Genomic DNA, 12,614 nt, shown 5'->3' with positions numbered 1-12,614 from the left:
AGATGGTAATGACCGAACCGAACATTTCCGTGACCGAAGACGAATTGCACGCCTTCGTCGATAATGAATTACCCGCCGAGCGCCGCGCCGATGTCGAGGCATGGCTCGCGACACATCCCGACGATGCCGAGCGCGTCGCATCATGGCGTGCGATGGCTGAGTTGCTGCATGCCCGTTACGATGCGATCGCCGACGAGACGGTGCCGAAGCGGCTGGGGATCGAGCGACTGGTTCAGCAGCCAAGGCGCTGGATCTACGGCGCCGTCGCGGCCACGCTGGTCGCCTTCATTGCAGGCGGCAGCGCAGGCTGGCTTGCACGCGGCGCAGCGGCCACGCCATCGACGTTCCGGAATTTCACGGTGGATGCGCTCGATGCGCACCGGACCTATGTGGTCGAAGTCCGGCATCCCGTCGAAGTCGCCGCGAACGAACGTGCACATCTGCAGCAGTGGCTGTCGAAGCGTGTCGGTTACGAGATCAAGGCACCCGAATTGGATGCGGCCGGCTTGAAACTGGTCGGCGGACGCCTGCTGCCTGGCCCCGAAGCACCCGCCGCCTTCTTCATGTATGAGAGCCCGTCGGGCGAGCGCTACACGCTCTACACGTCGCGTGCAGCGAAGGCCGACGCCACCCAGATGCGCTATGCCGCGCAGGACAAGGATGGCGCCATGTTCTGGGCCGAGAAGGGCGTCGGCTATGTCGTGTCAGGCCCGACCGACAAGGACCGGCTCAATCAGGTCGCCCGCCAGATCTATGACCAGACGGAGAAGATGGGGGGATAACGACAGCGAGGTATCGCTGTTCATCTCACCCCAACTCACTGCGCGGATGATACGGATGTCCGGCGCGCCACTTCTCCATCAGGGCTTCCAGCTCGGCATCGTTGCCGTCGGGCAGCATGATCCTGGTGGTGAAGTAGAGATCGCCCGCGGCGCCTCCGGCCAGCGGCAGGCCTTTGCCCTTCAGGCGAAACACCCGTCCGCTCGACGTGTTCTTCGGAATTGAAAGCTCAACGGCGCCGGTGAGCGTCGGTGCACGCACCTTGGCTCCCAGCACGGCTTCGTACAGCGTGATCGGCAGCTCGACCCGCAGATCATTGCCGTCCACCTTGAAGTAGGCGTGGGGCGCGATGGTGACGGTGATCATCAGATCGCCGGGGCGATGACCGGGCGCGGTTTCGCCCTGCCCGCGCAACCTGATCTGCTGGCCTGACGTAACGCCGGCCGGCACCTTGACGTTCAATTCCTTGCCGGTCGGGAGGCGCACGCGCTTCTCGGCGCCCTTCACTGCCTCTTCCAGAGTTACCGTCATGGCGACGTTCAGATCCAGATCGGGCATCCCGCCGGCATAACCGCCGGTGTCGAACTCAAAGCCCTGCGCGCCGGCGCGCGCGCCGCGCGGGCTGGCGCCGCCGAACATGCTGTTGAGGATGTCCTCGAAACCGCCACCCACACCGCCGCCAGGAAAGCCTTGCTGTGCGCCGGGACCGCCGCGGAAGGCATGCTCGAAACCGCGCTGCGACGCGCCGGCACGGCCGCCGCCAGGAAAGCCCTGGAAACGCGGCTTGCCCTCGGCGTCGATCTCGCCGCGGTCGAACTGCTTACGCTTGTCCTCATCGCCAACGATCTCGTTAGCCGAGTTCACTTCCGAAAACCGCTCGGCGGCCTTCGGATCGTCCTTGTTGTTGTCGGGATGATGCTTCTTGGCGAGCTTGCGATAGGCACTCTTGATCGCCGCAGCGCTGGCGCCCCGCTGCACCCCCAAGACCTCATAGGGGTCGCGCATCCGTCGTCTCTCCTTCAGGTAACTAAAAGGCGGGCCCCCGGCCCGCATATTCGGTTTGCAGGCCGAAATTCGCCTGGCTCTTCATCTGGTGACTTCGTGTCATTTTTGCAACTGGGCTGCAAGCGGCCGGCTGGCGAAAACTAGCTCCGTTTCCACGGTTTCAGCGTGTGAACGTCCCAGCTGCCGCGCTCCCCCTTACAGGCAGCACCTTGCATCCAGCTTTCGCTGGTGCCGTTGACATAGCTGGCCAAAAAGTCCCTGCAGGTGCGGCCTTCCGCGACATAGGCACTGGACAATGGCGTCACCGATCCGCGCGCGCCGGTCGACGGGTTTTCCCAGGGCTGGCTGGAATCCTTGCTGCCCTTGCTGAGGACATCGCAGGCTGCCGTGCGCGTCAGGACAAGATCGGCTTCGGTGGGCTCGTAATTGGTGGCCTGGACCGATGCCGGCGAAATCGAGCCGGTGACGTCGCCGCCCTCCATCCTGGCCAGCGCGGACTCGTTCCGGCCCATACTGCAACCGCCGAGCGTGCTGCCGATAAGAATTGCTGTCAAAGCCGCACCGAGCGGGCAGATGGCTGATAGGCCAATGCGCAGCCGTGCCCTATATAGGTCTTGCCTATGCAGCGGCAGCAGCAAGCTCTCTACAACAGGCCAACGCAAGCGGAACTCCGGACATGACCGATACGACCTCCCCCATCAAAGACTCAACTCCGTTAACGTCAGGTGATTTTACGGCCGCTGCGGAACCATTTGCGCTGTTTTCCGAGTGGTTTACCGAGGCGAAGGCGTCCGAGCCCAACGATCCCAACGCAATGGCGCTGGCCACCGTCGATGCCGACGGCCTGCCGGACGTCCGCATGGTGCTGATGAAGGGCTATGACACCGACGGCTTCGTGTTCTACAGCCACGTCGCCAGCCAGAAGGGCCAGGAGCTCGCCGGCAATCCCAAGGCTGCCCTGCTGTTTCACTGGAAGTCGCTACGCCGGCAGGTCCGCATTCGCGGCCCGGTGACCCGCGTGACCGAGGCCGAAGCCGACGAATATTTCGCGACGCGCCCGAAACAGGCCCAGATTGGCGCCTGGGCGAGCAAGCAGTCGCAGCCGCTGGAAAGCCGCTTCGCCTTCGAACAGGCCATCGCCAAGGAAGGCGCCAAGCACCTGATCGGCGCCGTTCCGCGTCCGCCAGGCTGGAGCGGATGGCGCGTTACGCCTGTTCGTTTCGAGTTCTGGCACGACCGCCCGTTCCGCCTGCACGACCGTATCGAATTCCGCCGCGACAACCCGGCAGCAGATACGTCCTGGACCAAGGTGAGACTGTATCCGTGAACGCCGACAACGAGACGAGAACCAGACACGTGAACCATCCAGGATCGAACGCACCCAAGCGCACCATGCTGCTGACTGGCGCAAGCCGGGGCATCGGTCATGCCACCGTGATGCGCTTTTCCAGCGCCGGCTGGCGTGTACTGACCTGTTCGCGGCATCCGTTTCCGGAAGTCTGCCCATGGGATGCCGGCCCCGAAGATCACATCCAGGTCGATCTCTCCAATCATGACGACACTGTCCGCGCCATCGACGACATCAAGGAACGGCTGAACGGCGGCGCGCTGCATGCGCTGGTCAACAATGCCGCCATCTCGCCGAAGGCCGAGGGCGGCGCGCGCATGGGCTCGATCGACACCGACGTCGCGACCTGGAGCCACGTCTTCAACGTCAATTTCTTCGCGCCGATCATGATGGCCCGCGGACTGATCGAACAGTTAAAGGCGGCCAAAGGCTCGGTGGTGAATGTCACGTCGATCGCCGGCTCGCGCGTGCATCCGTTTGCCGGTGCGGCCTATGCCACATCGAAAGCGGCGCTGGCGTCGCTGACCCGCGAAATGGCGTCGGATTTCGGCCGCCTCGGTATCCGCGTCAATGCCATTGCGCCGGGCGAGATCGACACCTCGATCCTGTCGCCGGGCACGCAGACCATCGTCGATCAGCAGATCCCGCTGCATCGGCTCGGCACGCCCGACGAAGTCGCCAAGATCATCTATGTACTGTGTACGGAAACGAGTTCATACGTGAATGGCGCCGAAATCCACATCAATGGCGGCCAGCACGTCTGATCAGCGGTGTCAGATGGGACATGGTTATGCTGAGGGCCGCGCCATTCTGGCGCCCCCCAAGACAGGCGGGACTTTCTAGTCCGCGTAAAACTTCCGCGGCATCGGCGCAGCCGCGCTGATCCCGGCGCTGGAACAATCGTCTTCGGATTCGCCGTCCATCAATCCGGCGCCGCAATGCCGGCAGGTTCGCGCAGAGATTGCCGGAGCTCTACCGGCCATGCGCGCCTGTTGATAGGACCTGAGATCGACGACGTTCCGTCCCGATGTTTCTGTTTTGTCAACCATTGCTGTCCTCATCGTTACTGACAGCGTTATGACAGCAACCATTAGCGCAACCGTTCAGCGGAACGCTCGAATTTTACCGGATAAATTGTGGCGGGAACCGCGCCGAGCCTATGATCATTAGGCTTTTCCAACGCGCATCGTGAATGCGTTTTGATAGTTGATAAAAGATTCAGACGCCCGCGCCTCTATGATCCCGCGAGCGCATGCTCGGGGTTATCGAAGCGGTGCCCCCTCCTGAAACATGAGGGGTGGCGGCGCGCCTGACGGCGCAAATGGTGGTAATTTTCGCGATCCGCTCCGCCGGCAAGCTGCAACCGCGCAACGCTATCAGGCGCCACCCCGCAGACAAGTTTACGCAGTCTGCGACTGCTATGGACGATTTCTGTCCCCGGGACCGTTCTTCGGGGCAAAGGCGCAGAGCTCCGCACTCCGCCGATCCCGGCGGTTTCCCGCCGTTCACCAATGCCACGTCCAGCCAGCATGAGTGGCAGTCCCCCGTAGTGGGGCCGGACGGCGACCCAGGACCTCCCGAGTGCGCAGGGTACGTCACCCCACGCTCGCAGGCGCCGCATCCTGTCCCACTTCAAGACGCCTCTAGAAGCGCCCCTCGTGAACCGGACGGGCGGAGGATAGTCCTTATGGGGATATTGTCATTGACAAATAGGAAAAAATATTTGGCGCTGCCCGTCCCTATTTGTCACTCCGAGCCGCGCCCCGGAATGACAAATGAGATGTTAGTGCCGCCCTGCGTGCCCTACAGCCACTTCTTCCACTTGAAGAACATGTAGGGCAGCACGGCCGCGAAGACCATCATGATCAGTGCCGCGGGATAGCCGAGGTCCCATTGCAGTTCCGGCATCAGCTTGAAGTTCATGCCGTAGACCGATGCGATGAGCGTCGGCGGCATCAACACGACGGCCATGACCGAGAACAGCTTGATGATGTTGTTCTGTTCCAGATTGACGACGCCGAGCATCGCATCGAGCGTGAAGGTGATCTTGTTCGACAGGTAGGAGGCGTGATCGGTTAGCGACACCACGTCGCGCTGCATGGTCTTGAGCTGGGCACGCATGTCCTTCGACCACTTCACGCCCTCGGCTTCCGCGGTAATGAAGGTGACGACGCGGCCGATCGAGACGAGGCTTTCACGCACTTTCGAGGTCAGGTCGCCCTTACGGCCAATGGTGATCAGGATTTCCGAATAGCGTTTGGCATGGCCGGTCCGCAGCGACTCATCCGGCTCGAAGATGTCATGGCTGACCTGATCGACATCGGCGCCGACGCGTTCGAGAATGTCGGCGCAGCGATCGATCACCGCGTCGAGCAGTTCGAGCAGAATGGTTTCACCATTGGCGCCCGCGGGTGCGTTGCGGCCAAGCTTCAGTTCGACCGACGCGAACGGACGCGGAGTGTCGTAGCGCACCGTCACCAGCCGCTGCCGGGTGAGGATGAAGGTCACCGCCGTGATCCGCGGTGACTCGGTATCGGAACCGCACATCAAGCTGGCGGTCATGTAGCGGGCGCCGTTCTCGATATAGAGCCGGCTGGAGATTTCGATCTCCTGCATGTCTTCACGGGTCGGGATTTCGATCCCCGCCAGTTTCTCCACCGCCTTGTCCTCCGCCGGCGACGGCTTCACCATGTCGATCCACACCGCGTTGTCCGGCAGCGCCGCAAGATCGGTCGGCTCGGATTTTCTCAAGGCATGATCGGCAGGCGTGAAGACAGCGAGCATGGGCAACTCCGGGAAACTGAAAAGGCGGGGAACCGCGATCCGGACCGAATCGACTGGGGCGATCGACCATGACCGATGCAGATGCAGCCGTCATGACAGCCTTTGTGCGGCGCGCCAACCCCGCGCGCGCCCGTGAAATCCTTCCCCTATGATCGGGCGTCCTGTGCACCCGAGACTGACAAAATTATCACGCCTGCATCACGGATTCGCGAGGCGCTGCGCTTCTGCACAGGATTTGGCCGAGCAGTCGGAAATTCTGCGGCAAATATGACACAGGTTGTGCGCTGCATGATGCGCAGCGCATCTAACCGCTGGAATTGCAGCGGATTTCAGCGATAGTGACTTTAACGGAATCGTGGCGTTCGCGGGCTATTTTGGGTGCGTTTCCTTGCACCAGCCTGCCTGAATTCGGACCTCACGCAATTGGAACAATGACATGTCGCCGCTCAAGATTAAGCTTGGACTGATTGTCGCCGCCGGCCTGATGCTGTCGGGCTGCATGCAGACCGCAACCCAATTCCAGGCCGCTCCGGAAGCCAGCCTCAAGCCAAATGACAAGGCCCAGCTCGCCAAGGCGCGTTACGCCAAGGTACAGCCGGCGGAGCCGTTCCGCCGCGCCATTGTCGACTTCCACCGCAAGGAAGCGCCGGGCTCGATCGTGGTCGATTCCGATAATCACTATCTCTATTTCGTCCAGGACGGCGGCAAGGCGATCCGTTACGGCGTGACCGTCGGCGAAGAAGCGCTGGCCTTCTCGGGCGTCGCGCGTGTCGGCAACATGGCCGAATGGCCGAAGTGGACCCCGACCGCCGATATCCACAAGCGCATCGAAGGCCTGCCGGCTCAGGTGCCTGGCGGCGTCGACAATCCGCTCGGTGCCCGCGCCCTGTATCTCTATCAGGGCAACAAGGACACGCTGTTCCGCATCCACGGCACCAACCAGCCGGAATATATCGGCTCCTCGATCTCGTCGGGCTGCATCCGCATGACCAACGAAGACGTCATCGACCTCTACAGCCGCGTCAAGCCGGGTGCTGTGGTCGTCGTGCTCGAGCCGAAGGCCGGCGACTCGCCATATAACTCGAAGCTCGCTTTGCAGGGCGGCGGCGGAACGCCGTACTGAGCTGACTGAGTTTTATCTAATTAGAAAAGCGCCGGTTTTGCCGGCGCTTTTTTTTGTTTTAGTCGAAGCGCAAGCGGGAGCGGTCTCCCTCCCTCAAACGGCGAAGCCGCGCAGTGGGATCTGGCGAACGAAGTCGTTCGCCATGGGTCGGCCGAACGAGGCGATGCGCAGCCTCGATGAAGTGGAGGCCGGGGTGGGGTGCCTCCGCCAACGCCGTCGCCTGCGGCACCCCCACCCGACCGGCAAGAGGGAGGGAAAAGAAAGCACCCGCCCGGGACGTGGCCACAAATACGCGATCAGAACGTCACCGCAAAAAGCCGAACGGCGATGGTAGCGGCGCGCGGCGTTTCTTCGGCTTGGGTTTTGGCTTCTGCCTGGGCTGCTCCGGCGGGGGTGCCGCTTCCGCTTCGGGCTCCGGCTCGGCTTCACCCGGCTGAGCGGCTTCAGGCTCGGCGGCCTTGGCCGCCTCGGGCGTCTTCTGGCCCGGTTTGCCCTCGGCCACCTCGCGCGGCGGCGCCTCGTCCGGGCGCATCGCGGGCATCAGCGGGGCAATGCGAGGCCACTCGTCCCAGACGTCCCACTGGCAGATCCGGTAGTTGCCGCGCCGCTCGGCGATATCGAGATGGATGTGATCCTCGTGATAGCCGTCGGAGCCCGGCCCCAATACGGTGGTGAACCGCGTACAGACCGAATGCAGCACCGCCTCGCGCTGCTCGCGCGGCGTGTTGCGCTCGGTGAGCGCGATCGAGCGGCCATTCGCGAGTTTCAGCCCACGCACATCCAGCGCATTGGCGCGGCCATGCTCCGACAGTTTCGCACCGACCACGCGGTTGCGCCCACGGCAGTCGAAGGAATCGAAATTATCAAGCTCGAGAAGCCTGGTGCCGAGGCTGGTCGCGAGCGGCGCCATATCGGCGCGGATCCATTCCGCCACCGCCGTTGCCATGGCACAGCGCATCGTTCCCGCCGGCTTCAGCGGCACGCGCGTCTTGTCCGGCAGCACCACTGCCTCAAGCCGCACCATGTCGGGGCCACCGCAGGCGCCCGGCCCCTTGATGTCGGGAATACCCGGCGCAATGGCGACCGCATCGGTGAGCGCCAGGCGGCAGGCTGACAGCGGCGGCGGCTCCGGCGGGCGCGCTTCGGCGGCGGGCTTCTCGGGCTCAGCGGGTTGTCCGGATTTGGCAGGCTCCTCGCCGGGCTTTTGCGCCGGCTCGATCGCGGGCGCTTCCACCGGGCGGGGCTTCGGCAGCGGGACGCGCGACGGGGTCAGATAGGCCTGCGCCGGCGCGGCAACCAGCAACAGCGCCAGAACCGCTCCAATTGTCCTTTGGTCGCAGCCGGATAGGCCAAAAGTCCATTTCCGGGCCGCTTTCCCCGCGCTAAACTTCATGCCAAGACCTAAGCCCAAAAGAGCGGTCGAAGTTCCCCGGCAATGATCGGGGGACCGGCAGAACAATCACAAGACGGAGGAACGATCGAATGCGTGGCTTGATGCAAGACTGGCCTTTGCTGTGTCACCGGATCATCGATCATGCGGCGCGGGTCCACGGCGAACGTGAAGTCGTGACCAGATCAGTCGAAGGTCCCATACACCGCACCAATTACGCCGAAATTCGTACCCGCGCCCTGAAAGTCGCGCAGCGCCTCGATCGCGAAGGAATCAAGATGGGCGACCGCGTCGCGACCATCGCGTGGAATACGTGGCGACACCTGGAAACGTGGTACGGCATCATGGGCATCGGCGCCATCTGCCATACGGTCAATCCACGTCTATTCCCCGATCAGATCGCGTGGATCATCAACCATGCGCAGGATCGCATCGTGATGACGGACCTGACCTTCGTTCCACTGCTGGAAAAACTCGCCGACAATCTGCCCAGCGTCGAACGCTATATCGTCTACACCGACAAGGCGAACATGCCGCAGACCACGCTGAAAAACGCCGTGGCTTATGAGGACTGGATCGCGGAAGTCGACGGCAATTTCAAATGGAAGGAGTTCGACGAGAACACCGCAGCGGCGATGTGCTACACATCCGGAACCACGGGCGATCCGAAGGGCGTGCTGTATTCTCACCGCTCCAACGTGATGCACGCGCTGATGGCCAATACCGGTGACTCGCTCGGCGCCAATGCCGCCGACACCATGCTGCCGGTCGTCCCGCTGTTTCATGCCAATAGCTGGGGCATCGCGTTTTCTGCACCATCGATGGGCACCAAGCTCGTACTGCCCGGCGCCAAGATGGACGGCGCCTCGATCTACGAATTGCTCTCGACCGAGAAGGTGACGCACACCGCCGGCGTGCCGACCGTGTGGCTGATGCTGCTCAACTATATGTCGCAGAACAATCTGAAACTGCCTGACCTGCGCATGGTGGTGTGCGGCGGCTCGGCGATGCCGCGCTCGATGATCAAGGCCTTTGTCGATATGGGCATCGGCGCGCGCCACGCATGGGGCATGACCGAGATGTCGCCGATCGGCACGCTGGCCGCGCTGAAGCCGCCCTTCGACCAGCTCGAAGGCGACGAGCGGCTGGATATCCTGCAGACCCAGGGCTATCCGCCATTCGGCGTCGAGATGAAGATCACCGACGACAGCGGCAAGAGCCTGCCCTGGGACGGCAAGACCTTCGGCCGTCTCAAGGTGCGCGGCCCGTCAGTGTCGCGCGCCTATTTCCGCGTCGAGGACGAGATCCTCGACGAGGAAGGCTACTTCGACACCGGCGACGTCGCGACCATCGACAAGCATGGCTACATGCGCATCACTGACCGCTCCAAGGATGTGATCAAGTCGGGCGGCGAATGGATCTCGTCGATCGACCTGGAGAACCTTGCCGTCGGTCATCCGAAGGTCGCGGAAGCCGCGGTCATCGGCGTCTATCATCCGAAATGGGACGAGCGGCCGCTGCTCATCGTACAGCTCAAGCAGGACCAGACCGCCACGCGCGAGGACATCCTGAAATACATGGATGGCAAGATCGCCAAGTGGTGGATGCCCGATGACGTGGTATTCGTCGACGCGATCCCGCACACCGCCACCGGCAAGATCCTGAAGACCGCGCTGCGCGATCAGTTCAAGACCTATAGCCTGCCGACAGCGGCGGCGTAGTTAAAGAAAAACCTCTCCTCGCTATGCGAGGAGAGGTTTTCAATTTGTGGGGCGACGAGAGCCTCAGCCGTTCAGCGCGGCCTTCACCAGACCGCTGGCCTTGCCGAAGTCCATCTGGCCGGCATATTTCGCCTTCAGTGCGGCGATCACCTTGCCCATGTCTTTCATACCGGCAGCACCTGTCGCTGCGATCTCGGCTGCGATGGCGGACCTGGTCTCGTCCTCCGACATCTGCTGCGGCAGATAGGCTGTGATGATCGCGATTTCCTCGCGCTCCTGGGTCGCGAGTTCCGCCCGACCGCCCTTGTCGTAGAGTTCGACCGACTCCTGACGCTGCTTGATCATCTTCTGCAGGAGGCTTAGCAGGTCGGCGTCTGACAGCGGCGGCTTGCTCTGGCCGCGCGCCTCGATATCGGCATTCTTGATGGTCGAATTGACCATCCGAAGCGTCGAAAGCTTGCGCTCGTCCTTGGCCCGCATGGCGTCCTTGACGGCGTTGTTAATGTCATCGCGCAGCATCTGCGTCTCCTCTTGCGGCCGCCAATCGCAGCGCCGGAACTCGGTTAGCCCCGATCTAAGCGTTTTGAGGGGTATGCACAACCGCACCCGCCAGTTCGCCGGGCTGACCCGAATCTACTGCCCAGACCTATTGCCGATGGCTGGAGCTGAAATCCTCGGCGCCTCCGGACGATGGCCCGGGCGTGGTGGCTTCGTTGGCGCGCGGCAGAACCATCAGCGCCGATACGGTGGCCGGAATACCGGCCTGCCCCCACAACCGGGGCTGAACCTCGAAATCGAAGCGGACATGCTGCGGCTCGAGCGCTGCGACACGGTCCATCCACGCCACGCAAACGCTGTCCGTCGCGAAGCACATCGCGGCCCAACCCCTCTGCAACGTCGTCGGGCGCGGCATGCCCCAGGTGTACTGGAACTGGAACGGGCGACCGTAGAGCGGATGGTCAGGACTGTAGAAAGCCGTCGCGAATGCCAACCCATCATCGCCACTGATCCGTGGCATCGGCCGGTCCGTCATCTGGTGCCAGCGATTGGTCAGCTCTTGAGCGGCCAACCGATAGTAAGTCCGCTCGTTGGGATTGATGCTGTTGCGATAGATGGCATGAATTGGCGCCGCCACGACGGTTGCAATGACAGCAATGCCAGCGACGAAGACCACCATGTTGACCACATAAAGGCGCTCGAGCGTGAAGCGGGCGCCACAGACGATCAAGATGGCTGGCAGGAACAGACCCTGCAATGCCCATAGCGAGGGCATATCGGTGCCAACAGCAACAGTGGTCACGACTGGCAACAACACAGAGCCGACGAATACCCAGAACAGCAGCAGCAACCCCGGACCCATCGCAAGGAAATCGGCCCGAAAGTACCTCAGGCGCAGCTCGGCCGACAAAACCCAGACGATGGCCGGCAGCGCCATCGTCGCCGCGAGACCGAGCACAAACATGCCCGCCTCCTCCAGCGACTGAGCGAAGCCGAGTCCGCCGTGAACATCCAGAGCATAACCGAATGGCGCGGCGCCCGTGGTGGCAAGCCAATGAATATGCGGTCCCAGGGCAACGATCCCGGTCAGAGCCGAGACCCACGGTGCCCAGGACCTGAAATAGATCGCCCGCTGCGGATGCACGACCGCTGCCAGCACGAAGCTGCCGACCAGAAAGATTGAATAATATTTCCCAAGCATCGCCAGCGCGGATATGAAGCCGGCGGCAGCAGCCCAGCCGATGGCGCGCGTTTCAAAGGAGCGCAGGAAGCAATAGGTCGCCAATGGCCAGATCGCGAGCAGCACGGTGTTGGCGTTGAAGCGCTGGGCATGGAATTGATAGGCCGGCAGCAACATCAGCAGCAGCAATACGACGGCCCGCGAATCGCCCCGCGCGAAGCGCCGCGCAATCAGATCGACGGCCCAGAGCGCCACCGCCGCATTGGTCATCGACAGCAACTGGAACGACCAGTCGGTGAGCGGGAAAACCAGCGTCCACAGCCACGCGACCCAGCCCATCAGCGGCGGATGTTTGGGATAGCCCCATGCGAATTCGCGGCCGAGGCTCCAGGTTTCCAGCGCATCTGCATGCAGGTCGCCGCTCTGATAGGCGATGACGAGAAACAGCAGCCAGATCGACGCAAAACCAGCGATCAGCGCAGGGATCGTCCAGCCCTTCTCGATCCCATCAAGCCAGGTCAGAAAAGGCCTGCGCCATCGCGCTGGCGCAACGGCCGACCGCGCAGCCATCCTGGCGAAATAATCCAACTGCACTGAAATATCCGGAAATAGGCGAAGCTGTAGATTGCTAGCGGCGAAAGTTACCTCCGGCAAGCGCTCGGATTTATAATTGTTTGATTCTACGTCTTATTCTGCGAGTTACGCGGTATCGGTGTGTCGGATTCACCGGACAACCGACATGCCGCAGCACGGTCTGGTTGAGATATTTTTCCTCCACCACGGGC

General features: G+C 62.5%; 11 protein-coding genes. 5 read left to right on the top strand and 6 right to left on the bottom strand.

Annotated features, from left to right (window positions below; all coding sequences use genetic code 11):
* Positions 1–8: 8 nt before the first annotated feature.
* Positions 9–782, top strand: coding sequence for an anti-sigma factor family protein (locus AC1RLZ_RS07110; protein ID WP_493188068.1), 774 nt, complete (start codon positions 9–11; stop codon positions 780–782).
* A 25-nt stretch (positions 783–807) separates the two neighbouring features.
* Here the strand turns inward: AC1RLZ_RS07110 and AC1RLZ_RS07105 are convergent, their stop codons facing one another.
* Together AC1RLZ_RS07105 and AC1RLZ_RS07100 are read right to left on the bottom strand one after the other, a co-directional pair.
* On the bottom strand, positions 808–1,785 hold the full coding sequence (locus tag AC1RLZ_RS07105) for a DnaJ C-terminal domain-containing protein (protein ID WP_371424412.1): 978 nt from the start codon (positions 1,783–1,785) through the stop codon (positions 808–810).
* Between the two features lie 140 nt (positions 1,786–1,925).
* Complete coding sequence (locus AC1RLZ_RS07100) at positions 1,926–2,339, bottom strand: RT0821/Lpp0805 family surface protein (RefSeq protein ID WP_371424413.1); 414 nt, start codon at positions 2,337–2,339, stop codon at positions 1,926–1,928.
* Positions 2,340–2,461: 122 nt separating this feature from the next.
* Between AC1RLZ_RS07100 and pdxH the strand changes: the two genes are divergently transcribed.
* The gene (pdxH, locus tag AC1RLZ_RS07095) at positions 2,462–3,112 is read left to right on the top strand and encodes a pyridoxamine 5'-phosphate oxidase (RefSeq protein WP_371424414.1); all 651 of its coding nucleotides are present in this window, start codon (positions 2,462–2,464) and stop codon (positions 3,110–3,112) included.
* A 65-nt stretch (positions 3,113–3,177) separates the two neighbouring features.
* Positions 3,178–3,897 carry an SDR family NAD(P)-dependent oxidoreductase gene (locus tag AC1RLZ_RS07090; RefSeq protein WP_371424424.1) on the top strand — a complete coding sequence of 240 codons (720 nt, stop codon included), beginning with the start codon at positions 3,178–3,180 and terminating at the stop codon, positions 3,895–3,897.
* Between the two features lie 1,039 nt (positions 3,898–4,936).
* On the opposite strand, the gene AC1RLZ_RS07085 is transcribed toward AC1RLZ_RS07090, so the two are convergent.
* Positions 4,937–5,917 carry a magnesium transporter CorA family protein gene (locus tag AC1RLZ_RS07085; RefSeq protein ID WP_493188067.1) on the bottom strand — a complete coding sequence of 327 codons (981 nt, stop codon included), beginning with the start codon at positions 5,915–5,917 and terminating at the stop codon, positions 4,937–4,939.
* 436 nt (positions 5,918–6,353) lie between these two features.
* Between AC1RLZ_RS07085 and AC1RLZ_RS07080 the strand changes: the two genes are divergently transcribed.
* The gene (locus AC1RLZ_RS07080) at positions 6,354–7,040 is read left to right on the top strand and encodes a L,D-transpeptidase (RefSeq protein ID WP_371420746.1); all 687 of its coding nucleotides are present in this window, start codon (positions 6,354–6,356) and stop codon (positions 7,038–7,040) included.
* A 304-nt stretch (positions 7,041–7,344) separates the two neighbouring features.
* On the opposite strand, the gene AC1RLZ_RS07075 is transcribed toward AC1RLZ_RS07080, so the two are convergent.
* On the bottom strand, positions 7,345–8,433 hold the full coding sequence (locus tag AC1RLZ_RS07075; RefSeq protein WP_493188066.1) for an extensin family protein: 1,089 nt from the start codon (positions 8,431–8,433) through the stop codon (positions 7,345–7,347).
* An 89-nt stretch (positions 8,434–8,522) separates the two neighbouring features.
* Between AC1RLZ_RS07075 and AC1RLZ_RS07070 the strand changes: the two genes are divergently transcribed.
* The gene (locus tag AC1RLZ_RS07070; protein ID WP_493188065.1) at positions 8,523–10,151 is read left to right on the top strand and encodes a fatty-acid--CoA ligase; all 1,629 of its coding nucleotides are present in this window, start codon (positions 8,523–8,525) and stop codon (positions 10,149–10,151) included.
* A 63-nt stretch (positions 10,152–10,214) separates the two neighbouring features.
* On the opposite strand, the gene AC1RLZ_RS07065 is transcribed toward AC1RLZ_RS07070, so the two are convergent.
* Positions 10,215–10,670, bottom strand: coding sequence for a GatB/YqeY domain-containing protein (locus AC1RLZ_RS07065; protein WP_493188064.1), 456 nt, complete (start codon positions 10,668–10,670; stop codon positions 10,215–10,217).
* 127 nt (positions 10,671–10,797) lie between these two features.
* On the bottom strand, positions 10,798–12,423 hold the full coding sequence (locus AC1RLZ_RS07060; protein WP_493188063.1) for a glycosyltransferase family 39 protein: 1,626 nt from the start codon (positions 12,421–12,423) through the stop codon (positions 10,798–10,800).
* Positions 12,424–12,614 lie beyond the last annotated feature (191 nt).

The sequence above is a fragment of the Tardiphaga sp. GW822-FHT04G09 genome (genome assembly GCF_058800725.1).
The sequence above is the reverse complement of the archived record's forward strand: the minus strand, read 5'-3'. Positions and strand labels throughout refer to the sequence as shown.

Bases quoted from the DNA above. Each gene is read 5' to 3' on its own strand.
- AC1RLZ_RS07110 (WP_493188068.1), top strand. From the start codon at position 9: ATGACCGAACCGAACATTTCCGTGACCGAAGACGAATTGCACGCCTTC.
- AC1RLZ_RS07105 (WP_371424412.1), bottom strand. From the start codon at position 1,785: ATGCGCGACCCCTATGAGGTCTTGGGGGTGCAGCGGGGCGCCAGCGCT.
- pdxH (WP_371424414.1), top strand. From the start codon at position 2,462: ATGACCGATACGACCTCCCCCATCAAAGACTCAACTCCGTTAACGTCA.
- AC1RLZ_RS07090 (WP_371424424.1), top strand. From the start codon at position 3,178: ATGCTGCTGACTGGCGCAAGCCGGGGCATCGGTCATGCCACCGTGATG.
- AC1RLZ_RS07085 (WP_493188067.1), bottom strand. From the start codon at position 5,917: ATGCTCGCTGTCTTCACGCCTGCCGATCATGCCTTGAGAAAATCCGAG.
- AC1RLZ_RS07080 (WP_371420746.1), top strand. From the start codon at position 6,354: ATGTCGCCGCTCAAGATTAAGCTTGGACTGATTGTCGCCGCCGGCCTG.
- AC1RLZ_RS07075 (WP_493188066.1), bottom strand. From the start codon at position 8,433: ATGAAGTTTAGCGCGGGGAAAGCGGCCCGGAAATGGACTTTTGGCCTA.
- AC1RLZ_RS07070 (WP_493188065.1), top strand. From the start codon at position 8,523: ATGCGTGGCTTGATGCAAGACTGGCCTTTGCTGTGTCACCGGATCATC.
- AC1RLZ_RS07065 (WP_493188064.1), bottom strand. From the start codon at position 10,670: ATGCTGCGCGATGACATTAACAACGCCGTCAAGGACGCCATGCGGGCC.